This is a genomic window from Mycobacterium sp. (assembly GCF_035570115.1).
In the GTDB taxonomy this organism is placed as follows: Bacteria; Actinomycetota; Actinomycetes; order Mycobacteriales; family Mycobacteriaceae; genus Mycobacterium.
The window spans coordinates 1-21,655 of record NZ_DATMLH010000168.1; the positions used below are offsets into that span (position 1 = coordinate 1).

The window sequence follows — 21,655 nt, forward strand, 5'->3', positions numbered from 1 at the left end:
CGCGACCGCAAGCGTTACACAGTGTTGTGCAAGCGATGAGCACTACTGATTGATGAACTCGTCCGGCTAGTTCGAACCCGGCCGGCGCCACATCCCTTGTCGCAGCCGGGATATGGCTCTAGCCCTGCGAAGCAAGACCGATGTTATCTCGGTATATCCGGCACTCTGGTTCTCCGCTCAGCACAACATCAACTGAGCAAGGAGTTACAGCCAATGACAGCTATGGGAGCAATCGGCGCGGTTGGGGGCCGCTGCGGGGGGCGTTTAATGATCGACATGACTCAGTTTTCGCATCCGGAAGGTACCGGGCCACCGTCTTGGGCGGATTCGGCGCCGCCTCTACAGCCCCAGCAGCAGCCTGCCCCGCAACGTGTGGGGTTGACGTGGAGCGCGCTCACCGAAGGTGGTTGGTCGCTAGTCGTCACGAAAGATAAAGGCTCTGTCGCGGCCTCGTTGAGTCCTGTCGAGCATGCCTTGAGCGACAACCGCGAGTATCTGATCGGAGCACTCGAAGCTGGCTGGTGGCTCGCCTTGGAAGTCGACGGCAAGCTAACCACGCTCGCGTCGCCCTTCCTTTCCGAAGAAGCTGCTAGAGAGCGAGCCGAGGCGTTGGAGGCCGGCCACAGGTAAGCCTCTGCATGGAAAACGCCCCAACCCGAACCTTTTTACTGCGCGGCAGCTACGGCAATGCCCGCCCGCAGAAAAGTAGCCAACCAATAAGGGACAGGTCGGGTGTCTCTGGGCCGGATAGAACCGGTATCTCCTATGCCGCGGTGACTCGGCTGCCCCGCACGTAAACCTCGGCGATAGACGATTCCCGAATACCCATCAGGAGCGCGAAGAGCGTCTGGTCGCGGGCCAGATCCGCATCGCCTGAGCGGACGCCGTAGTTCAGCACGGCCTGCAACGCCGGGGTACCGGACGGGTCGACGACGACGAAGTCGGCCTCCTTGCCGACGTCGAAGTTGCCGAAGCGGCTCTCCATGTCGAGTGCCCGCGCACCGGCCAGGGTCCCGGTGAACAACATTTCGGCCGGATGCAACGACACGGCGTCTTCTCCGGACTCACTGATGTGCACCTTGAAGGCGTCGCCCAGCACCCGCGGGATCAACCACTCGTCCCCACCGCCGATATCGGTTCCGGCGGCAATGTTGACCTCCGACGCCACCGTCCGCTTCCACGGCATGGTGCCCGATCCCAGGAACGACTGGGAGACCGGGCAGTGCGCTATCGACGTTCCGGTCTCGGCCATCCGCGCCAGCTCGACATCCTGGCAGTGCACGCCGTGCGCGAGGATGGTCCGCCTGCCCAGCAGACTCTTGCCGCCGACCGCCGACCCTGGCAGGAACTTCCCGTCATAGGTATCGAGGTAGGAGTTCACCTGGTATGCCCGCTTGGTCGCTTCGACCTCACCGGTGTCCGGGCGGTTGTTTTCGTTGAGGTGGCTGTGCACGTAGACACCGCTGCTGCGGACGGAATCATAAAGTTCACCAAGGTTTTTCAGTGTTGTGGGCGTCACCGCTAGGGAGAATCGCGGCACGATCGCGACATGCAGCAGCGCCGTGTCGACGTTGCCCGTATCGGCGGCGTGCCACTTGTCGATCTCTTCGCGGGTGAGCCGGATCGCGTCGCTTTCCGATGTCAACAGCGGGCGCGCGGTTTCGGGTCCGACGGTCTGGATGCCGCGGCCGCTGACAATCCTCAACCCGCTCCGTTGTGTTTGGGTGAACAACGCATCCTGCGCTTCGGGGAATGGCGAACCGAACACCATCGCCGCGGTGGTTCCTGCCGCGATGCGCCGGTTGCAGAACTCAATTGCTGCCAGTTGGGCGAATTCGGCTTCAGCGAAGCGGGATTCGGCGCGATACATGCACAGGTTGAGCCACTCCAGCAGGTGTCCGCCGCCGTAAGAATCGGCTGCGTAAGTCTGCGGGAAGTGCACGTGGGTATCGACGAAGCCTGGCAGCAGAAATCCAGGCCGGTGATCCACCACCGTGGCAGCCTGGTGGCCTGCCGGGATCGCGGTTCGCTCACCGCAGAAGGTGATCCCCCCGCCGTCATCGATGATCAGTGCGCCATCCGGAATCGATACCAGTCCGGCGGCAGCTTCGCTGACCGTCGGGCTACCCGCGACGTGATAGATGTGGCCGAGATGAACCTGGGTCATTGCACGCGGCGCCGGAATCCGGTTGCCGTGGTGAGCGCGGTGCTTGTCGTGGTGTCGTGGATCTGGTTGGTGGTTGAAGTGTTCATGGCATTGATCGTTGATCCGGCGACGGCTCCGCAGTAGCGGTCGCGCCCTTGCAGCGATACAAGTGCGCCTTGTATCCGGGAGACCCCAGCAGGCTGCCGTTACCGACTGGTCGCGATGTGGTTGAGCAAGTCCCTTGCCGCCCCCGCAGGCGGAGTCTGGGCGCCCATCCAGATCGCACGCAGATCGCGTCGCAAGTCCAGATCCCCGACCGGAATTGCGCGCAGACGACCATGAATGAGGTCATCGCTGACGGCGAGCCGGCTCATCAACGCCGGACCGGCACCGGCCAGCACGGCAGCGCGAACCGCTGCCGCGGAAGCCAGTTCGAGTGGATGAGCGGCGGGCACTGGCTGGTCGCCATCCAAATGCTCGTTGGCGCCCAGCAACAGGCGCCACCCGGACTCGCGGGATACCAACGGCGTTTGGCGAAGCTCGGCCACAGTGATCGGAGCCGATCGCCGCACCCACTTGTGATCGGGTGGCACGACAACGATCAACTCATCGCGCCCGATAACGCGGCTGCGCAACCCATGAAGTGTGGCGCGAATCTCGATGAAGCCAAGTTCGGCCTCCCCGTCGCGCACAGCGGTGATTGCTCCCTCGCTGTCGGTTGCGATGAAGCTGACCTCCGGCGCGATGCCGCCGTGCCGCAGGGCCGCTGCCTGGAGCGACACCAGCCAGCGTGGCAGCAATTGCTCGGCCACCGTTTGGCTGGCGACCACTTTGAGCCGGCTACGACGCTCGGCGCGCAACGACGCCAGTCCGGTGTCGACGCGCTGCGCGACATCGAGTATCTGGTCAGCCCACTCGGCGACGACCTCACCCGCTGGGGTCAGTTGGGTGCCACGCGTGGTGCGCGTCACCAGGCGCACGCCGATCTGGGACTCGATTGAGGTCAGCCGCGCCGAAACGGCCTGTTGACTGATCCCCACTTCACGGCTGGCCGCACTCAAACTGCCCGTCTTGGCGATCGCCGATAACACCTCGAGCGCGGATAGTTCGGGCATCCGTGCACTTAACGCCACGCCTGATCGTAGCGCCCCAAGCCTCATTGCCGTGCCGAAACGCCAGGTTAGGGCGGGGGAAGGACCATGCTGGCAGCCCTTGATACAAGGTGGACTTGTATCCCTGCAAGGACACGGCCACTACTGCGCAGCCGTCGCCGGATCAACGATCAATGGCATGAACACTTCAACAAACACCAACCAGATCCACGACACCACGACAAGCACCGCGCGCGCCACGGGCATCGGATTCCTGCGCCGCAACATCGCCGGCGGTCTGCTGGCCATGGCGTTCGCCGCGACCGGCATCGGGCTCGCGGCGACGAGCTACGCCGACGACGGCGCGGCGGCCCCGGACCTGGCGGGCGCCGTGCACGCGGGCCCTACCTGCAAGACCGAGCCGTTTGGCTTGGGCTGGCGCCGCACCTTGTGCGACGGTCCGATATCCACCGACGGCAGCTGGAGCCGGGAACGCACCATCTGGGTTCCTGCCCATTATTCGACGCCGATCTGCACCTCCAGGAGCAGCAGCTCGTACTCGTCGTACAGCGACTGTTACGGCGGATACATGGTCAATGAGCGCCTGATCAGCAACGAAACCTACCCGGTGCGACCCGACACGGTGCTGCCCGATGAACCGGGCCATCTGGGCTAACAGCGGACACGAAAGGGCAACTGCATAACGAACCGTCAGGGGCGGCCCGCAAGGGCCGCCCCTGACTCACTGAGCTTGTGCCGCGGGCAACTCGTCGAATGCCTTCAACGCTCGATCAGCCGCGCTGCGTGCGCTCTGCGGGTTGGCTCCGGTGATGAGCCGTCCGCCGGTAATGGAGTAGTCGTCAAAAGGCTGCATGGGAGAGCTGTAGTCTGCTCCCGCTTTGCTGACTGCGTCCGCGACGAGGGCGACCCCACATGAAGTGCTCCTTAACTTGCTGCATCGTTGCTCGTTGCCCTCGCGGCATTGACGGCAATTCCTGCGTGGCCCACTTGGTGGTCATACCATCCACTCATGGCGATCGCGACAACTCGTCCTGTTACGGGTGAGATCCTCGCTCGGGCGGCCGCCGCTGCCGAGTCGTACCGCCTGACGAGCGAGTGGAACAACGCCGACGTCAAACAAACTGCACGCTAACGGAACTCGCCGCGAAAATTAACAGAACGGATGCCCAGGATGCCTGACGAAAAGCGGGGGCAGGCCGCCCTGTTCGATGCGTTGACGACAAAGGGTACGGCCTTTTCGGAGGCCGAGCGCCGCAAGTACGGTCTGCTTGGGCTGCTGCCAACGGGGGTGAAGACCCTGGAAGATCAAGCCGCGCATTGCTGGCATGAATTTTCCACTCGCCACGACGATCTCGACAAGCACATCTATCTCCGTGCGTTGCAGGACCGCAACGAAACCCTGTTCTACCGCGTGCTGCACGACCACATCCCCGAGACCCTGCCGATCGTGTATACGCCCACAGTCGGCGAAGCCTGCCAGCGTTTCGGCGAGATCTATCGCCGACCACGGGGATTGTTCGTTTCCTATCCCGAACGCGACTGTCTCGACGAGGTGCTGCGCAACCGCCCCCAACACGATGTCGATGTGATTGTGGTGACCGACGGTCAGCGAATCCTTGGTTTGGGGGATCAGGGCATCGGCGGGATGGGCATTCCGATCGGCAAGCTGTCGCTATACACCCTGATCGGCGGCATCGATCCCGCGCGCACCCTTCCGATCGTGCTCGATGTGGGCACCGACAACGCGGAACTCGTCGACGACCCGCTTTACCTCGGTTGGCGCCACCGACGCATCGAGGACGACGACTACTACGCGTTCGTCGACCAGTTCGTCACCGCGGTGCACGAACAACTGCCCAATGTGCTGCTGCAGTGGGAGGACTTCGCCACTGTGCATGCTGAGCCGATCCTTGCCCGCTACCGCGACCAGCTGCTCACTTTCAACGATGACATTCAGGGCACCGCGGCCGTCACCCTCGGTGCGTTGCACGGTGCCGCGAAAGTGGCAGGCCGCGCTCTGTCGCAGCAGCAGATCGTCATGCTCGGTGCGGGCTCGGCCGGCATCGGCGTGCTGGACATGATCCGCCGCGAGATGATGAACCAGGGACTGTCCGAAGATGCTGCCCGGGAACGGATCTGGGTTGTCGACGTGGACGGGCTGCTCACCGACGACCGCACGGATCTGTCAGCCGGGCAACGCGACTTCGCTCAGCCCGCCGACCGGGTCTCGGGTTGGGGGCTGTCGGAACCGGCCCAACTTGCCGACGTCGTACACCACGTCGACGTCGGTGTGCTGCTGGGGCTGTCCACCGCCGCCGGTGCCTTCACCGAGAGCATCGTGCGCGAGATGGCCGGCAAGACCGAGCGGCCGATCATCTTCCCGTTGTCCAACCCGACCAGCCGGGCCGAGGCGCACCCGGCGGAATTGGACCACTGGACCGACGGGCGTGCTCTGATTGCCACCGGATCACCGTTCGCGCCGCTGCACCGCAATGGCGTGGAATATGCTGTTGCTCAATGTAATAACGTCTATATCTTCCCCGCGATGGGGCTTGCCGTGACCGCAGCCCAAGCGACCCGAGTCACCGACGAGATGATGCGGGTTGCGGCGGCGACCCTGGGCGAGGCGTCGCCCGCCCTCGCCGATCCTGACCAGTCGTTGCTGCCCGCGTGGGTGGACCTGCCCGATATCGCTGTCCGAATTGCGCACGCCGTGGCCGTCCAGGCCGTCGCCGACGGCGTCGCCCCGAAGCGCAGCGGCGAGGAACTCACCGAACGGATCACGCAGGTGCGCTGGCTCCCGGTCTATCCTCAAGCACCGGCCTGATCGCTACCGACTGCCATTCCACGGCACGCTTCACCAGCACCCCACCCCCGCCGCGACGACATTGGTCGGCAAAGGTCGTTTATTTGTGCGATCAGGTTGGTATCTATTGGGGGAGCGACCGGGGTGAATCCGTGTTCAGCAAGGCCGGCGCGGATTGGTGAGCCGAATGCACGAGCAGCATGACGAACTGGTGGCCGCACGCGACCAGATGCAAAATCTGGTGCGGGTCATCGTCGACATCGGCTCCGACCTTGACCTGGGTGTGATGCTGCACCGAATCGTCGATGCAGCGATGGAGCTGACCGGCGCTCCCTACGGAGTTCTGGGTATACGCGGATCCGATGGCACCCTGGTCTCTTTCGTCTGCACGGGAATCGACGACGACACAGCGCGGCGGCTGGGCGATCTGCCGGTAGGTGAGGGTCTCCGGGTCGACGATCTGACTGCTTATCCACCGGCCGCCGGGCTGCACGCGCACGACCCGCCGATGCGGGCGCTCCTCGGAATACCAATCACCGTGCGGGCCGCTGACTTTGGGAGCCTCTACCTGGCCGACGACCGGCCCCGCCGAGTGTTTTCCGACACCCAGGAGAGCGCCGTGCGGGCATTGGCAACGGCGGCGGCCGCCGCCATCGATAATGCGCGACTCTTCGAACGAGAACGTGAATCAGCGAAATGGATGAAGGCCAGTCGTGAGATCACGGCCGCGCTGTTGTCCGGCGACCCACAGACGGGGCCGCTGCAGCTCATCGTGAACCGGGCGTTGGAGTTGGCCGACGCTGAGCAGGCGATATTGCTGGTTCCGAGGGAGTCCGAGCTGCCAGCCGATGAAGTCGACACCCTGGTCGTGGCGGCTACGGCGGGCCGGTACGCCTTGGAGGTGATTGGTCAGCAGGTTCCGATGGACGGCTCGACCACCGGCGGTGTGGCGCGTCGCGGTCTGCCGCTGATCACTGATTCTTTCCAATATCCGATCGAGGGTTTCACCGATGTCGGTGAACGCTCGGCGATCGTCATGCCGCTGACTGCGGACGACAGGGTGCTTGGGGTGATTGCCGTTGCGCGTCGCCCGCTGCAGCCGTCATTCGACAACGCTTACCTCGAGCTGGTCAGTGACTTCGCCCGACACGCTGCTATCGCGTTGGCGCTGGCCGCAGGTCGCGAACATGCGCTCAATCAGGAGCTCGCCCAAGCCGATACCGTCGATGACGCGGTGCGCGCCGCAGCAGAGCAACTGCGTCGGTTATGGCGTGCCCGGCGCGTTCTGGCCGTCACCTTCCCGACCCGCGATTCCTCGACGGAATCCGCCTACGGCACACCGCAAGTGGTGGCGGTCGGCGAACCCGTGCAGTGGCGCGACCTGTCATCCCAAACACGACAGATGCTCAGCTCTTTGCGCGACGGCGACCTTCTCACCCCCAAGACGGCAAAGGCCGGGACGGCGGGCATCGCGCTGCAGCATCCCGAGGGCGTGCTCGTCGTCTGGATCGATCTGGCCGAAGAACGGCCGTTCACCCTGGAGGACCAGACTTTGCTCACCGTGCTGGCGGGGCGCCTCGGCCAGGGCCTGCACCGGGTGCACCAGGTTGATCAGCAGCGCGAAACCGCGTTGGCGCTGCAACACGCAATCCTCGGCCCCGCTCATCTACCGCCCGGCTTCGCGGTCCGCTATCAGGCTGCCAGCCGGCCCCTACAGGTCGGCGGTGACTGGTACGACATCGTCGACTTGCAGGACGGGCGCATCGCGTTGATTGTCGGCGACTGTGTCGGGCATGGCCTGGCGGCGGCCGCCGTGATGGGACAGGTGCGCAGCGCCTGCCGCGCGCTCCTGCTCGACCACCCCAGCCCCCGTGTTGCGCTCGCGGGGCTGGACCGGTTTGCCGCGCGGCTACCCGGCGCCCAGTGCACCACCGTCGTCTGCGCGGTGCTCAATCCCGACACCGGTGAACTGGTGTACTCCAGTGCCGGGCACCCGCCGCCAATCCTGGTTCTTGCCGATGGGACAACGCAGCTGCTCGACGAAGGCCACACCATTCCCCTGGGAATACGAGCCGAACGGCCGCGCCCCGAAGCCCACGTGACTTTGCCGGCGCGCGCGACCCTGCTGCTCTATACCGACGGTCTGGTCGAGCGTCGCCGCAGGGGACTGGACCACGGCATCGCCCGCGCATCCGTCCTCCTCCAGGACGGCCGCGGGCTCACCCTGGACGATTTGGCGGACCAGATCATGTCCCGTCTCGCGCCAAGCGATGGCTATCAGGATGACGTTGCGCTGCTGCTCTACCGCCATCCGGCCCCACTGCAGCTGGAGTTTCCCGCCCACGTTAGCCAACTCGCCCCCACCCGCGCCGCACTGCGCAGCTGGCTGATGCGGGCCCGGGTGGACCCCGTGCAAACTCAGGACATGGTCATCGCGGTCGGAGAAGCCATCGCCAACGCGATCGAGCACGGTCACCGCCACAGTCCGGAGGGCATCATCAGCCTGCGCGCGACCGCACTGTTCGACCAGGTGCAGTTGACCGTCGTTGACACCGGTTCGTGGAAACCTCCACGACCGGACGCCGCCGCCCACCGCGGCCGGGGGATTAAGCTCATGCGAGCGCTGATGCATACTGTCGCGATCAACCCCGGCGCCACAGGAACGTTGGTTCAGTTGTCGGCGAGGATCACCTGATGCGTACATTGCTCACCGTCGACACCGCCCGCCGTGACGACGGCAAACTCGTGCTGGTCGCAGTGGGGGAAATCGACCTGAGCAACATCGACACTTTCACTCAGGCCCTCACCACGGCCATCGCCGAGACAGCTGGCACCGGCGGGATGCTGACCGTCGACCTCAGTGCTGTGGAGTACCTGGACAGCGCCGCCGTCAACGCCCTGTTTACCCATGCTGACCACATCCAGCTGATCGTCCGCCCCCTGATGATGCGCATTTTCGAAATCACCGGCCTCACCGAGCTGACCGCCATCGAGCCGGCGTCGCCGCAAGCAGAACACTGATTAAGCGTCCGGAGCGCGAGCGCTTTCATCGTTTCCGAGCCGTGTGCCGACGTTGGGATGGAAGCTCGCGTTTAGGTACTCGGCTGGTGGGTATCACCGGGATGCGCTGCGCATCACGGTGATCGGAGCGGTCATGACGCAGGATTTCTGGCGTAATGCCTCAGCAGCGACCCGGAGCGTAGGGTCGCAAAAGGGGCGGCCTGGATGGTGCGTTCACGACGGGACGGCCGATTGTCTTCGATCGCGCACCTATCAACAATCCGCCAGTGTTTTGAGAGCGACGAGACGAAGGAGTCCAGTGGCAAAGTGCGGGATTTTGGTCGGCATAGCGGCCGCGGCCACCGTGGTTGCGGGCATGGCTGGCTGTTCGAGCAACAAGTCCAATACAAACTCACCCACCAGCTCACCGGCGGCTGTCGGTAACCAGGTCATCATCGATGGCCAGAATCAGAACGTCACTGGTCAGGTCAGTTGCACTCCGGCTAATGGCAACGTCAACATCGGTATCGGCGATCCGTCGACCGGGATCGGCGCGGTGGTGACCGCTGCTGATCCGCCAGTCGTGCAAGCGGTCGGACTGGGTAACCTCACCGGCGTGACGCTGGGCTACTCGTCCGGCGCACCGAATCAGGGCACCGTCCAGGCCACAAAAAGCGGCAACTCCTACACGATCAAGGGCACTGCGACGGGGGTAAACATGTCCAACCCAGAGCAGCAGCTGACCAAACCATTCGAGATGGATGTGACGTGCCCCTAAAGCAGCGGTCTTACGGCACAGCTCAGCGTGGTAGCCACGCTCCCGATCTCGTGCGCAGAAGGGTCTAACAGGTATGTATGTGAAGCGCGTGGCAGGTGCGGCGATTGCCGCAGGCGTCGGCATTTCTGCACTGACGGTGGGCGTCGAGCCCGCCAATGCCGCGCCGTTGCAGCCAGCTCCCACTTGGCATGGGCCCTTCGCCGACGGGCCGGGGCCCGGTGGACCCGGTGGGCCTGGTGGTCCTGGACCGGGTGGACCCGGTGGACCCGGCGGCCCTGGGCCGGGTGGACCTGGTGGGCCTGGGCCGGGCGGGCCTGGTGGTCACGGGCCGGGCGGGCCTGGCGGTCCAGGACCTGGACCGGGGCCAGGCGGACCCGGTGGACCCGGCGGCCCTGGGCCGGGCGGGCCTGGCGGTCATGGGCCGGGCGGGCCCGGTGGGCCGGGTGGACATCAGGGGCCTGGCGGACCGGGTGGACCCGGTGGACCTGGTGGTCCTGGACCGGGTGGACCCGGTGGACCGGGTGGACCCGGTGGACCCGGTGGGCCGGGTGGACATCAGGGGCCTGGCGGACCGGGTGGGCCCGGTGGACCTGGTGGTCCTGGACCTGGCGGGCCCGGTGGACCTGGTGGACCTGGGCATGGACCCGGCGGGCCGGGAGAACCTGGGGGACCAGGGCATGGACCCGGCGGGCCGGGTGGACCCGGTGGACCTGGGGGACCGGCGCCGTACACACCCAGGGGTTCGTACGAGCGGGGTGGTCCCCAGATGGGCGGCCCCAGGGATGCGCCGCACGGCTTCAGCGCACCCGACCACGGTGCGCCGCCTCCGCCGCGACAACACGGATGGGGTTGGAATGGTGGGCCTCCACCCGGAGCGCAGCCGCCTTGGTGGGACGGGCCGCCGCCCCCGGGTGGCTGGGGCGGTCCGCCGCCTCCCGGTGGTTGGAACAGCCCATGGAATGGTCCGGCGCGTGACTGGGGCTACGCGCAACGCGATTTCGGGCCATTCAATTACAACGGCTATAACGCGATCCCGATGTTCAACCCGGTTTTCGGGGGATGGGGCTTCTGGCTCTTCGGACTCTGGATTCCGCTGTACTGAGACAACGTAAAACTCACGGCCTCCGGACCTTGCTGTTGCAGGTCCGGAGGCCGTGAGGTGTCTACGCCGACAGCGATAAGGCCTCGACATGCCAGCGCCGGAAAATGATGCGTGCATCGCGATTCCGGTGCAAGATGTGCGGCGTGGCTATGTACCAGGGCAGGGCGCTCGCAGACATCAATCTCAGTGGTATTCCGTTGGCGGAGGCGCTCGAAGCCTTCATCTGCCGACGTGATCCGAGCCTGGAAAACGTCCAGCTGAGACGCGCGACTCCAACTGGTGACATCGAAACGCGGGTACAGCCCAATAAGCGGTGGTACGAGGTCATCTTCGAGACCGAAGACGCAGTCGACGAGGACGACGACATTGACGAGGACGACTACAAGGCACAGCAAAAAGCCAAAGCCAGGGCAAAGGCCAAGGCAAAGGCAGAGGCAAAGGCGCAAGTAAGGACATGGCCGCCACGAAGCCGGCCGTTCATGATCCCCGATGATGCAGGGCCGCAGTCCTAAAGGATCGTGCCATGACCCGCGCCGTCGACGATGCCGAGCGAAGCGATGAGGTGGGGACGCCACCCGCTTGCGGGGGAGAGCTGCGCTCATGACCGGAATGCGTGATCGGGTGGTGGATCGAGCTCGCGGGATGCGTGATCTGGTCCGTGCAGAGGCTGCGGAATCGGAGCGTTTGCGCACGCTCTCGGCGCCGATCGTCGAGGAGATGTGGGTCAGCGGCCTGATGTCTGCATTCAATCCGAAAGCGGCGGGCGGCGTCGAACCATCGTTCCACGAGATGATCGAGACGTGGATCGAAATGGCTTGGCAAGACGGGTCTTTCGGCTGGATTGGCATTGCGAATCTGCCTTCGACCTTCGCCGCCGCGACTTATCTGCCCGATGAGGGTTTCGCCGAGATCTTTACTCGCAACGACAACCACGTCACCATCGGCGGTCAGTACTTCCCCAACGGGCAGGGGGCAGTTGTCGACGGCGGCTACCGGTTGAGTGGTGCATGGAATTTCGGCTCCGGCACCGGGCACTCCGCGTACATCGGCGCCGGCTTTTTCCCGATGGACAACGGTGAGATGCGTTGGGTCAGCGAGGGCATTCCCGAAATGCGGGTCGCATTTCTTCCTCGCGAGGAGGTCACCTTCACCGACGGATGGCATGTCCAGGGACTCAAAGGCACCGGCTCCTACGACTACAACGTCGCCGACCTGTTCGTGCCGGAGTACCGGACCATGCCCCTGTTCACCCGTGCGCCTCTCCGCGGAACCTCGGCGGCCAGCCGGATGGGTCTGATGCCGATCACCGCCGCCGGCCACGCGTCGTTCGCGTTGGGAGTGGCCAAGAGCATGCTCGACGATGTCGAGGAACTCGCGGCCACCAAAGTACGGATGAGCGACATGGCGACCTTGGCCAGCCGCCCCACCTTCCAAAAGGGACTCGCCCACCACGTCGCCGCGTGGCGCGCAGCTCGCCTGCTGGTGATCGACGCCTTTTCTGCAGCCGAGGCAGCGGTCGACGCGGGCGGCGACCTGACCCCCGCGATGCGGGCCGACATGCGGGTGGCGGCGGTCTATGCCACCGACACGGCACGGTCCTGCGCCGAGTGGGCCCATTTGGCGGCTGGGAGCACCGCGATTCGCGAGGGCAGCCGACTCGAGCGCGCTTTCCGTGACATCTACACCGGCACCCAGCACGCGTTCATCAGCGAGAAGGTCGCAATGGACGTCGCGCAGATCTGGCTCGGCATCATCGAGGACCAGTTCGGACTCTGACTGCGCCGCAACAGAACTCGAGAGGACCAGCCATGCCGAGCGCTGATCGCGCCCGTTCCCGCACGTTCGTCGTAACGGGTGCGGCGTCTGGCATCGGGCTGGCCACCGCCCAGCGCCTGCTGGCCGAAGGCGGCAGCGTCGTCGGCGCCGACCTGGTCGCCGCACCGGACCTCGGCCCTGACTTCCGATTCGTGACGGCGGACGTGACCGACGAGGCCGCGATCGCCGCCGTGCTGGCCGCCGTCCCCGACCGGCTCGACGGTGTCGTCCATGCCGCAGGCGTTGCCGGCGGTGGCCCGGTCCACCTGCTGGACCGCGCCGAATGGGAGCGGGTGATCGCGATCAACCTCACCGGCACATTTCTGGTCGCCAAGGCGGTGCTGGCCAGGATGATCGACCAACCGCGGGTCAACGGCGAGCGAGGCTCGATCGTGACGCTGGCAAGCATCGAGGGACTGGAAGGCACGGCGGGCGGCAGTGCCTATAACGCCTCGAAGGGTGGCGTCGTCCTACTCACCAAGAACATCGCGCTCGATTACGGCCCCAGCGGTATCCGGGCAAACGCCATTTGTCCCGGTTTCATCGAAACGCCGATGACCGGCAGCGTCTTCGGCTTGCCGGGGATGGAGGGTCCGAAGGCCTCGATCACCAAGGAGCACGCGCTGCAACGGATGGGTCTCCCGGAAGAGATCGCCGCCACGGCGGCGTTTCTCGTCTCTCCGGACGCGTCATTCGTCAGCGGCCAGGCCATCGCCGTCGACGGTGGCTACACCGCCGGCCGCGACCATGGGGTGGTTCAGCTCTTCGGCCTTCCCCAATAAACAGTCGAATTCGACTCTCTCAGAACCGGAATGACGGAAACGGGAAGTTGAAATGCGGGAGTCCGGGCATCGTGGGACCGGGCATCCGGGGAAACATCGGACCCGGCATGCCGGGGAATCGGGGACCCATCGGACCCGGCATCATCGGACCCGGCCCGCCGGGGAAGCGGGGACCCTGGGAGAACCCAGGACCCCCAGAGAACCCGGGACCTCCAGGGAACCGAGGGCCTTGAGAGTACCGAGGGCCTTGAGAGTACCGAGGGCCCTGGGGGCCCGGGAAATTCATTGGCGGCTGGGGATTCTGCCCACCGAACTGCGGGATGGACCCGCGCATCGATGGCATGTTCGGCAGCAGCTGCCTGGGGACGCCCAGATTCATCCGAGGTTGACTAAACGGGACGTGGACAGGCGCCGGAACACCCACATGCATCGGCACCGGGACGGGCACCGGCACGGGTGCGGCGGGAACCGGCAGGGGCAGTGGTGCAGGGGCCGCGATCCGCGCCGGAGCGGGCAGGCGTGGCGGAAGCGGTGCCGCATGAATTGCGAGCGGGTGCGGCGCCGGAATAAGCGGGGCCACCGCTGGTAACGGTGCCGACTGGGCCGGCGCGATGAGAGCTTGGCCGGGAATAGGCCGCAACGCGACCGCCGGTCGCATACCCAGTGCCAGCGCGATCTCCAACGCCAACGCGGCGCTGACAACGACGACCGCCAATGCGCTGCCCACCAACATGAGCGGTCGACGGCGCTGGCTCGTGTCGAAATCATGCTCGGTAGCGACCTCGGCAATGTGCGCGACACCGGTTTGCGCATCGGCGTCGTGGTCGGGCGCAGCGCTGTAGGCGAGATCCTCCTCGCGGAGCTCGGCACCGGAGCGGTGAACGGGCACCTCGAGGTAACCGGGCGAGACGGCGAACGGGTCCACTTCACCGGTGCCGGGATCTTGCGCGTAGGCCAACGCGGCGGTGGAGGATGCGAACAGGGGCGCGTTGGCGGATGCCAGCGCTGCCCCGCGGGCCAGCGCCATGTCCGGCTCCTCAGGGGCGCTGACCGGAAGGTATGACGCCACCTCCAGCGCCGGCTTGATCGGCGCGATATCCACGTCGCAGCCGACAATGAACAAACCCTCCGCGTAGCTTTCCGGCGCGTTGAGTCCGGCAATCATCGCGGCCAGTTCGGGCACCGGGTTGGCGCCATTCAGTGGACGGCGCCGCACATCGGTGATCGAACCGTCAGCGGAGTCGATGACAGCCAACGTGGCGGTGTCGGGTTCGACGAACAGCATCGCCGTGTATTCGTAACCGATTGCATTGCCTACGGTTTGGGCCAGCGCAGCAGCAGCCAAAAATGCCGACACCAGCATCACGTTCTCGATCTTGCGAGCGGCCAGTGCTGTCGCGAGCGCGGCGGCATCGCGTGGATCGGTCCACGTCACACCGGCCGACGTCAGTTGGTGGCCGCCTTGGCCCGCGCCTTCACGGGTACCGAAGATGGCCGCGATCACCTGGTCCGGTGCGCTCAACGTTCTCGGGTCGTTGGCATCGCCAACATCGAAGTAATCCTCATCGACAGTGACGCCGTCAGCGTTTTCCCCTTCGACCAGCACCATGCGGATGGTTGCTGGAGCCATCGATACCCCGAGGACGATGTCCAATACTCCTCCAAGTCGTTCGCCGGCTCGCCGAGGTGAGGGCGGATTTAGGGATGCACCCTGGCTACCGTCGAACTATTTCGGACTACTTCGCTACGGCGGCGTGTGGCGTTACAGGTGGTTTCAGATCAACCGTTAGTCATGACGGCCCGTTGGCAACTACCTACTGTTCCTTCTGTAAGGCTGGCTTACCAGTCGCCGGGGTCGTACACCGACAGCGCAGCGTCCACGCTGTCATCAATCGGCAGCAACTCGCCCAGGCCGCACGCGGCGACGATCCGGGCGACAAGCGGCTGATTGCCCACGAGTCGTACGTCGACGCCACGCTGCCGGCAGCGCTCCGCCTCCTCGGCCAACGCGGCGTAGGCGCAGCACCCCATGAAGTCCAGCCCGCCGGTGTCGACCACAAGCGGTCCCGGCGGGCCTGCTGCAGCCGCGGCCTCGCTGAGCAGGCGTCGCCAGGTGGCTTCGTTGGATGCGTCCAATTCACCTCCGGCGGTGACGATCACCGCCAATCCGATCCGCTCGGTGGTCATCCGCAGCGTGCTTCGCGCCTGCGCCAACTCGGAGATGAGGCGGCTGCTCAGCATCAGGTGATTGCAGGATGGCTCTGCCATGGCAAAAGTGCCCATGTGGTCCTCCTAATCGGCGGCGCTGTGCGTCGCGATATGGATGCCCGCCCTACGTGGCTTAAGACCGACGTCGATTAGTAGATCTCATTTTTATAACAGAAGCTGTTACGCATGTCCATGAAAAGCTGCCTGAGAATTCACTGAGCCTGCGGCTGCGATGGGGGCCGCGCAGCAAACTATCGGATCTCGCATCTGCATAGTTCATCCACCCCGCTCACAATGGCGATTGGTCTCGAGATGATCGCGCGCTCGCGTTACCAAAGATCAGAATTATCAGTGTAACTCGGTTGAGCGCGGAGGGTGTCCCCGCGCGGCCGGCAACGCGGAGATGTCAGCTCGTCGAGACGCTCAGATGGCCTTCTGGCAAAGCTATTGAAACGTCGCCGCGAAGATTTGAAGCGCCGATTTTGCCGGTTTCGAAAAACAGGGCGGGATATGTGCTAACGCCCGCCTCGGCTCCCTCGGCGAGCGCCAAAAAGACGCGTGTTCTTTGTCGGTGCCCGCGATATTCACGCGGCGCCGTGGCCGGATTCGCTCGAGTGTTCGGCCGCGAGTTCGGCGATCGTGCGGGACACCCGCTCGCGCAGCAGGACTGCGGCGATCACCCCGCACACGACAGCGACAACCAACGCAATCCATGAGAAGCGGGTCAGCCACCGTTCGGCGGCCACGCCCGCGTAATAAACCAGAGCGGTAGTGCCGCCCGCCCAACACACCGCGCCCGACACGTTGGCGACCAAAAACCTTGCGTAGCGCATCTTTAACGCCCCGGCCAGTGGCCCGGCGAATATCCGGAGCAACGCGATGAAACGGCCGAAGAACACCGCCCGCGCGCCCCAACGGTCGAACAGTCGCTCGGCATACGCGACGTGTCCGGGGCCGAAGTGGTTCGGAAAGCGCCGTCCCAGCCGGTCGAACATCGGTAGGCCGAGCCGGTGGCCGATCGCGTAGCCGGTCGAGTCGCCGATCACCGCCCCTATCACCGCGGCAGCACCGACGCCGATCGGGTTGACCGCCAGCTCATGCCGCGACGACAGCAGTGCGGCGCTGACGAGGACGATCTCACCCGGCAGCGGGATGCCCAGGCTCTCCACCCCGACAACCACGCCAACTACGACGTACACAGTGAGTGGGGGTATCGACTGCAACAGGGCATCGACCGTCATGGGTTAAGAATGCCTCACGCGTCAGCGGCCGAAGGACGAGGCAACATTTTTACTTGATTGCGAGCGCGGAAACCGGGCCGCCGGATGCGCCGGTCAGGGGCAGGGGTGATGCTGAGAACATCAACTCGTAGATCCCGTCCGCCTTGCTGTCGGCGGACAGCGCGTCGAGGTCGAACATTTCGCCGAAGGCTAGCCCGGTGTGGGCGAGGCTGACCAAGTGCAATGGCTGGAAGCAGTCAATCTCGTTGGGCAGCACCTCAATTCCCCAGGTGTCGGTGGCGACGGCGGCGATGTCTTTGTCACGTATCCACGGAGCGGAGTGCAGCGACAGCCCCGGCGAGGGACCGCCGGCGTAGTCTCCCCAGTTCCCGCGCCGTGCGGCCATGAACCCGGTGCGGATGATCAGCGCGTCGCCGGGCCGGATCTCCAGATTCTTGGCCGCAAGGTACTCGTCGAGGTCGTCGGTGGTAATGGCGTAGCCGGGCTCGAGGGTGTCCACGCCGCGGTATTCGGCCAGGTCGACGAACACCCCGCGGGTGACGATCTTGCCGGTGTAGTTCTGTACGCCGTTGCTGCGGCTGCCCGCCGTTCCGGCGTCACTGGCCGGGTGCCCGTTGTACATCTGCCCGCGCCAGAAAAAGTGGCACAGCGCATCCCACTGGGTGCCGGATTGGGTGGGCATGACCAGGACGTCGTCGTAGTAGCCGAGGGTGGGTTGCCCGGTGGGTTTCCTCAACTCGGTCAGGGTTCGTGTCTCCAAGTTTTCTTGTTCGCCGACGAGGTAACCGGGTCCCGAGGCGAGTTGGTACAGATGGGGATTGGCTCTGCCGAGGTAGCCGGTCTGCGGGCCGTGCTCGTCGTAGGGCATGGTCAGAGAGATGGTCTTGCCGACCTTCACCAGTCCCGCGGCTTCGCGGATTTTGTCGGGTGTGATGAGGTTGACTGTGCCCAGTTGGTCACGCGGGCCCCATCGGCCCCAGTTGGAGCAGCGCTGGATGTAGTCCTCTAAAAGCGCAAGGTCGTTCGTCATCTACCGGCCCTCCTTTTTCATGTAGGCGTCGGCAGCGGCCCAGTCGACGGGTCCGTGATCCAGGGGCACCTGCAGCGATTTGAGGAATGTGGCGCATAGGACGTAGGTGCCCGCCAGTAGGGTGATCTCGGCGACTTCGTTGTCCGGGAAGTACTTCCGCACCTCATCGAGAGTGTCTTGTTCGGCTCCGATATTCGTGACTAACGAGTCGACATACTTGACCACCGCCGTCAGCGACGGATCGTCAAACTCCCGGTGCTGCGGGTTGATCAGGTCCGCCAGCAGTTCTGGGCTGGTCCCGGTCCGCAAGGCTTCCGAATTGTGTTGAACCAGTTCGTATTCGCAATCAGCGACCGCACCGACCCGCACGATCACCTGCTCGCGCAGCAGTGGCGGGATCTTGGCGTTGCGAAAGCTCAACCCGTACTTCCAATACGGCACCGTCAGCCCCTGCGTGTGGAGCATCATCCGTGTCAAGTTGATGGGAAACAACTTGTATTCGGTTTCTTTTTCGGCGTCGAGCTCTGGGTATGGAAAACCGGTCATGGCACAACCTCTTTCATGCATTGGGTGAAATTGACTATTCGGTAATGTGGGTGAGGCATCGCGCGGCACCCGTCCTCAAGACCCGAGGGTGTCATCGAGCCAGTCGAACATGCGCTGATGAAACAGCGTCAGCGCTCCGACATGGCAGTGCTCTTCGGCGCCCTCGGCGGCAGTAAACGTCACAAAGGTTTTCGGGCAGTCCAGGGCCTCGTAGAGCATGCGGGGCTGCCCGGAGAAGAACTGGTCGTTTTGCGCCTCGCAGACCAGCGTCGGACAGGCGATCTGATCCGCCACGTGGGTGAGGTCATACTTGCTGAACTCATCGAGGAACTCTTGGCCGGTGGCGAGTCCCATTGTCCATATGGCGTTCGACACTGCCCACCGCAGCTGCGTTGGCGCCTCGGCCCGGTGGGCCATCAAATTATCCAGCGCCGCGACTCGTTGCGTGGCATCAAGCTGTGGTCCAGGCAGGGCCGCCGCAAAGTTGAACACACCGTCATAGGCGATACACGCCGCGATCCGGTGCTCGAAGGCCGCCGCGCGAGGAGCCAGGTAGCCTCCCATGCTCATGCCAAGCAACGCGATGCGTTCGGGGTCGACCCCGGGAAGGTTGACGGCGAAGTCCACCACAGGGGTGACCACGGTCTCCCAATCGGGTCGGAATAGCAGTTTGTTGTGCCGTAACGCCGACCCCTGCCCGGGGCCCTCGAAAATCAGGCAGTTCCACCCGCGCTGCCGCGCGGCCTCCCCCGCGGTAAAAAACAACTCTTCGACCGTGGAGTCATAACCACCGTGTGCGAGCAGGGTACGTCCGGGTTCCTCGCCGCTGGAATTGAGGTAATAACCCTCGAGTTCGATTCCCTGGTAGGGGATCCCGACCCGTGTCCACTTCGCCTGAATTTCCGGCGCGGCCCGAAACGTCTCGATCGCGCGCGCCGAGGTGTCGGCTACGCGCGGGTCGTTCCATGGATCGTCGCGAAGGAAGAACTCAGCAGTCCGGTAGTAGTTGGAGGCGCGCAAGTAGGCACTATTAGCACTGGCCGTGTGTCCGTCGGCAGCACACTTGTCGGCGATGGTCGCTATCCGGTCTGCCAGGGCGCGCCATTCGCGATACCACGACTCCGTGTCACCGGGCGTGATCCGTTCCGCGGTGGCGATGACCTCGCCGATATCGGCCCCGCCGTAGACGGTGTAGCCGACCGCGCGCAGCGTCTCGAACGAGAACGATTCGTCGGTGTCGAAGATGAATTTCATGTCCGGCTCCTTGCCTGAGTTATAGCAACATAGCGTTGCTTTAAGCTACAATGACACAGGCGAGTCATTAAAGCAACTAGTAGAGGCGATTAGTGTCAAATCGGCAGGTCGTTCAGGGTGTTCGGACCGGCGGTCGGAGCGCACGGGTCCGTGACGCGATCCTTACCGCCGTCCTCGACGAGCTGGCTATCAACGGCTACGCAGCGCTGAGCGTGGAGGCGGTGGCCTCCCGCGCCGGCGTCAACAAGACCACCGTCTACCGACGGTGGCCCACGCTCGACGACCTCCTGGTCGATGCGCTCACGACGTGGTCCTACGACGCCATCCCAGACCTGGACACCGGCAGCATCGACACGGACCTACTCGCACTCGGCAAGACATTGGCCGACCAACTGAACGCCGGCGTCGGACGCCAGATTGTTTCGGTCGTCCTTACTGCTGGCCTCCGATCGACTCAGCTTCGCGACGCAACCCGACGCTACTTCGACCACCAGGCTGAACGCGCAACCCCTCTCGTCGCGCAAGCTATCGAGCGCGGTGAGCTTCCGGCAAACACCGACACGAACGCCTTGCTCACTACCTTCCGGGCACCGCTGTTCTATCGCATGGTCACCACCGGCGACCCCATCGACGAGGACCTCATCGCACACTCTGTGCGCATCACCTTGACGGCAGCGCGTGCCGGATTGTTATCGAGCTGATCTGTGATCTGTCCAAATACCAAGCAAATCCGACTAAGTCGGCATCAACACTGAAGGTGAGTCCAATGGAAGCCAATGTGCCGCGGGCCGCGGAATGGATCGCCGAAAACGACACGCTGGTCAGCCGGCAGGGGCATCGCATCGCATTCAGGCGGCGTGGGGAGGGGCCCACTGTGCTGCTGCTGCATGGGTTTCCGACGTGGTCTTATGACTACGCAGAAGTGGCTAGCGATCTTGCTCGCGACCATGATGTGATCACGCTCGATTTTCTGGGCTACGGCGCCTCGGACAAGCCGAACCCCCACGAGTATTCGGTGGCCGAATCAGCCGACATCGTCGAGGATCTCGCCGCGCATCTGGGTGTGAAGTCGGCGCGGTTGGTGATCCACGATTACGGCGGAATCGTCGGTCAGGAACTCGTCGACCGAGCCAATCGGGGCCAGCTCGGCTTCGCGATCGACAGCATCGTCATGTTGAACTGTGGCATCGTGTACAGCGCATACCGCCCGACACGCCAACAGAAGTTGCTGATTAAGCCGGTCGTGGGCAAGCTGCTGGCCAGTCGTGTCAGCGCTGGGAGAGTCCGTTCCCTCCTCGACGCGGTTCGCGGATCGAGGCTTACCGATACTGAGTTCGACGACCTCTGGCTAGGTATGTCGCGGCAAAACGGGCAGAAGTTGTGGCATTTGCTGATCAAGTACAACGCCGAGCGGCAGGTCCATCATCGTCGGTGGGAAGCGGCTTTAGCCAGTTGGGATGGCCCATTGCATCTCGTGTGGGGCCTGGAGGACCCGGTATCGGGCCGCCACGTCCTTGAACAGGCCGTCAACGTCTTGCCGAACGCTACGGTGACTGAGCTTGCTGGTGTGGGCCACTACCCTCCGTCCGAAGCCCCAGAGGCCGTCGCCGCAGCCGTACGGACGCGCCGGTGACCTGCGAGGGGCGCCGCGCCGTTGCGCAGGTCGCGCTCGGCACCAGCTGATGCCGTTGTGCCACAAGATATCTCCGAAGGAGCAGGTTAGGCGCGGGCACCCGCCCCATGGTCCTGTACCGCCATTTCGATGAGAATTCTGTAAATCAGAGGTAGACGCAAGGGTGTGATCGGCCCGCCGCCGGTGGGTCAGGCGGCGCCTC

General features: G+C 64.5%; 22 protein-coding genes. 13 read left to right on the plus strand and 9 right to left on the minus strand.

Annotated features, from left to right (window positions below):
- Positions 1-267 precede the first annotated feature (267 nt).
- Entirely contained in the window at positions 268-630 is a 363-nt protein-coding gene (locus VNW74_RS15455; protein ID WP_325678296.1) for a hypothetical protein, read from the plus strand.
- Positions 631-763: 133 nt separating this feature from the next.
- On the opposite strand, the gene VNW74_RS15460 is transcribed toward VNW74_RS15455, so the two are convergent.
- Complete coding sequence (locus VNW74_RS15460; protein WP_325678298.1) at positions 764-2,167, minus strand: amidohydrolase family protein; 1,404 nt, start codon at positions 2,165-2,167, stop codon at positions 764-766.
- 185 nt (positions 2,168-2,352) lie between these two features.
- The gene (locus VNW74_RS15465) at positions 2,353-3,279 is read right to left on the minus strand and encodes a LysR family transcriptional regulator (protein WP_325678300.1); all 927 of its coding nucleotides are present in this window, start codon (positions 3,277-3,279) and stop codon (positions 2,353-2,355) included.
- 157 nt (positions 3,280-3,436) lie between these two features.
- Between VNW74_RS15465 and VNW74_RS15470 the strand changes: the two genes are divergently transcribed.
- A complete protein-coding gene (locus tag VNW74_RS15470; protein ID WP_325678302.1) occupies positions 3,437-3,913 on the plus strand; it encodes a CDGP domain-containing protein in 477 nt (158 codons plus the stop codon).
- A gap of 66 nt (positions 3,914-3,979) precedes the next feature.
- Here the strand turns inward: VNW74_RS15470 and VNW74_RS15475 are convergent, their stop codons facing one another.
- A complete protein-coding gene (locus VNW74_RS15475; protein ID WP_325678304.1) occupies positions 3,980-4,111 on the minus strand; it encodes a hypothetical protein in 132 nt (43 codons plus the stop codon).
- Between the two features lie 156 nt (positions 4,112-4,267).
- Here VNW74_RS15475 and VNW74_RS15480 point away from each other — a divergent pair, with 156 nt between their 5' ends.
- The 9 genes from VNW74_RS15480 (at position 4,268) to VNW74_RS15520 (ending at position 13,541) form a co-directional block, all read left to right on the plus strand.
- Positions 4,268-4,390 carry a hypothetical protein gene (locus VNW74_RS15480; protein WP_325678306.1) on the plus strand — a complete coding sequence of 41 codons (123 nt, stop codon included), beginning with the start codon at positions 4,268-4,270 and terminating at the stop codon, positions 4,388-4,390.
- A 39-nt stretch (positions 4,391-4,429) separates the two neighbouring features.
- Positions 4,430-6,085: an NAD-dependent malic enzyme gene (locus VNW74_RS15485; protein WP_325678308.1), complete on the plus strand. Its 1,656-nt coding sequence runs from the start codon at positions 4,430-4,432 to the stop codon at positions 6,083-6,085.
- Positions 6,086-6,251: 166 nt separating this feature from the next.
- On the plus strand, positions 6,252-8,759 hold the full coding sequence (locus VNW74_RS15490; protein WP_325678310.1) for a SpoIIE family protein phosphatase: 2,508 nt from the start codon (positions 6,252-6,254) through the stop codon (positions 8,757-8,759).
- On the plus strand, positions 8,759-9,085 hold the full coding sequence (locus VNW74_RS15495; RefSeq protein ID WP_325678312.1) for an STAS domain-containing protein: 327 nt from the start codon (positions 8,759-8,761) through the stop codon (positions 9,083-9,085). Before VNW74_RS15490 ends, VNW74_RS15495 begins: the two co-directional genes overlap by 1 nt.
- 355 nt (positions 9,086-9,440) lie before the next feature.
- Entirely contained in the window at positions 9,441-9,842 is a 402-nt protein-coding gene (locus tag VNW74_RS15500; protein ID WP_325678338.1) for a lipoprotein LpqH, read from the plus strand.
- Between the two features lie 766 nt (positions 9,843-10,608).
- Positions 10,609-10,944 carry an MAP_0585 family protein gene (locus VNW74_RS15505; protein ID WP_325678314.1) on the plus strand — a complete coding sequence of 112 codons (336 nt, stop codon included), beginning with the start codon at positions 10,609-10,611 and terminating at the stop codon, positions 10,942-10,944.
- 143 nt (positions 10,945-11,087) lie between these two features.
- Entirely contained in the window at positions 11,088-11,456 is a 369-nt protein-coding gene (locus VNW74_RS15510; RefSeq protein ID WP_325678316.1) for a hypothetical protein, read from the plus strand.
- Between the two features lie 88 nt (positions 11,457-11,544).
- Entirely contained in the window at positions 11,545-12,720 is a 1,176-nt protein-coding gene (locus tag VNW74_RS15515; RefSeq protein ID WP_325678318.1) for an acyl-CoA dehydrogenase family protein, read from the plus strand.
- A 32-nt stretch (positions 12,721-12,752) separates the two neighbouring features.
- On the plus strand, positions 12,753-13,541 hold the full coding sequence (locus tag VNW74_RS15520; RefSeq protein WP_325678320.1) for an SDR family NAD(P)-dependent oxidoreductase: 789 nt from the start codon (positions 12,753-12,755) through the stop codon (positions 13,539-13,541).
- A 19-nt stretch (positions 13,542-13,560) separates the two neighbouring features.
- On the opposite strand, the gene VNW74_RS15525 is transcribed toward VNW74_RS15520, so the two are convergent.
- From VNW74_RS15525 to VNW74_RS15550, 6 genes are all read right to left on the minus strand, one after another.
- Positions 13,561-15,195 carry a DUF7159 family protein gene (locus tag VNW74_RS15525; RefSeq protein ID WP_422656550.1) on the minus strand — a complete coding sequence of 545 codons (1,635 nt, stop codon included), beginning with the start codon at positions 15,193-15,195 and terminating at the stop codon, positions 13,561-13,563.
- A gap of 185 nt (positions 15,196-15,380) precedes the next feature.
- Complete coding sequence (locus tag VNW74_RS15530; protein WP_325678324.1) at positions 15,381-15,824, minus strand: anti-sigma factor antagonist; 444 nt, start codon at positions 15,822-15,824, stop codon at positions 15,381-15,383.
- Positions 15,825-16,333: 509 nt separating this feature from the next.
- A complete protein-coding gene (locus tag VNW74_RS15535) occupies positions 16,334-16,990 on the minus strand; it encodes a DedA family protein (protein ID WP_325678326.1) in 657 nt (218 codons plus the stop codon).
- Between the two features lie 49 nt (positions 16,991-17,039).
- The gene (locus tag VNW74_RS15540) at positions 17,040-18,020 is read right to left on the minus strand and encodes a cyclase family protein (RefSeq protein WP_325678328.1); all 981 of its coding nucleotides are present in this window, start codon (positions 18,018-18,020) and stop codon (positions 17,040-17,042) included.
- Positions 18,021-18,566 carry a carboxymuconolactone decarboxylase family protein gene (locus VNW74_RS15545; RefSeq protein WP_325678330.1) on the minus strand — a complete coding sequence of 182 codons (546 nt, stop codon included), beginning with the start codon at positions 18,564-18,566 and terminating at the stop codon, positions 18,021-18,023.
- A gap of 75 nt (positions 18,567-18,641) precedes the next feature.
- A complete protein-coding gene (locus tag VNW74_RS15550; protein WP_325678332.1) occupies positions 18,642-19,820 on the minus strand; it encodes an alpha/beta hydrolase family protein in 1,179 nt (392 codons plus the stop codon).
- Between the two features lie 92 nt (positions 19,821-19,912).
- Here VNW74_RS15550 and VNW74_RS15555 point away from each other — a divergent pair, with 92 nt between their 5' ends.
- Complete coding sequence (locus VNW74_RS15555) at positions 19,913-20,521, plus strand: TetR/AcrR family transcriptional regulator (protein ID WP_325678334.1); 609 nt, start codon at positions 19,913-19,915, stop codon at positions 20,519-20,521.
- Positions 20,522-20,586: 65 nt separating this feature from the next.
- Positions 20,587-21,453 carry an alpha/beta hydrolase gene (locus VNW74_RS15560; protein ID WP_325678336.1) on the plus strand — a complete coding sequence of 289 codons (867 nt, stop codon included), beginning with the start codon at positions 20,587-20,589 and terminating at the stop codon, positions 21,451-21,453.
- The last annotated feature ends 202 nt before the right edge of the window (positions 21,454-21,655 follow it).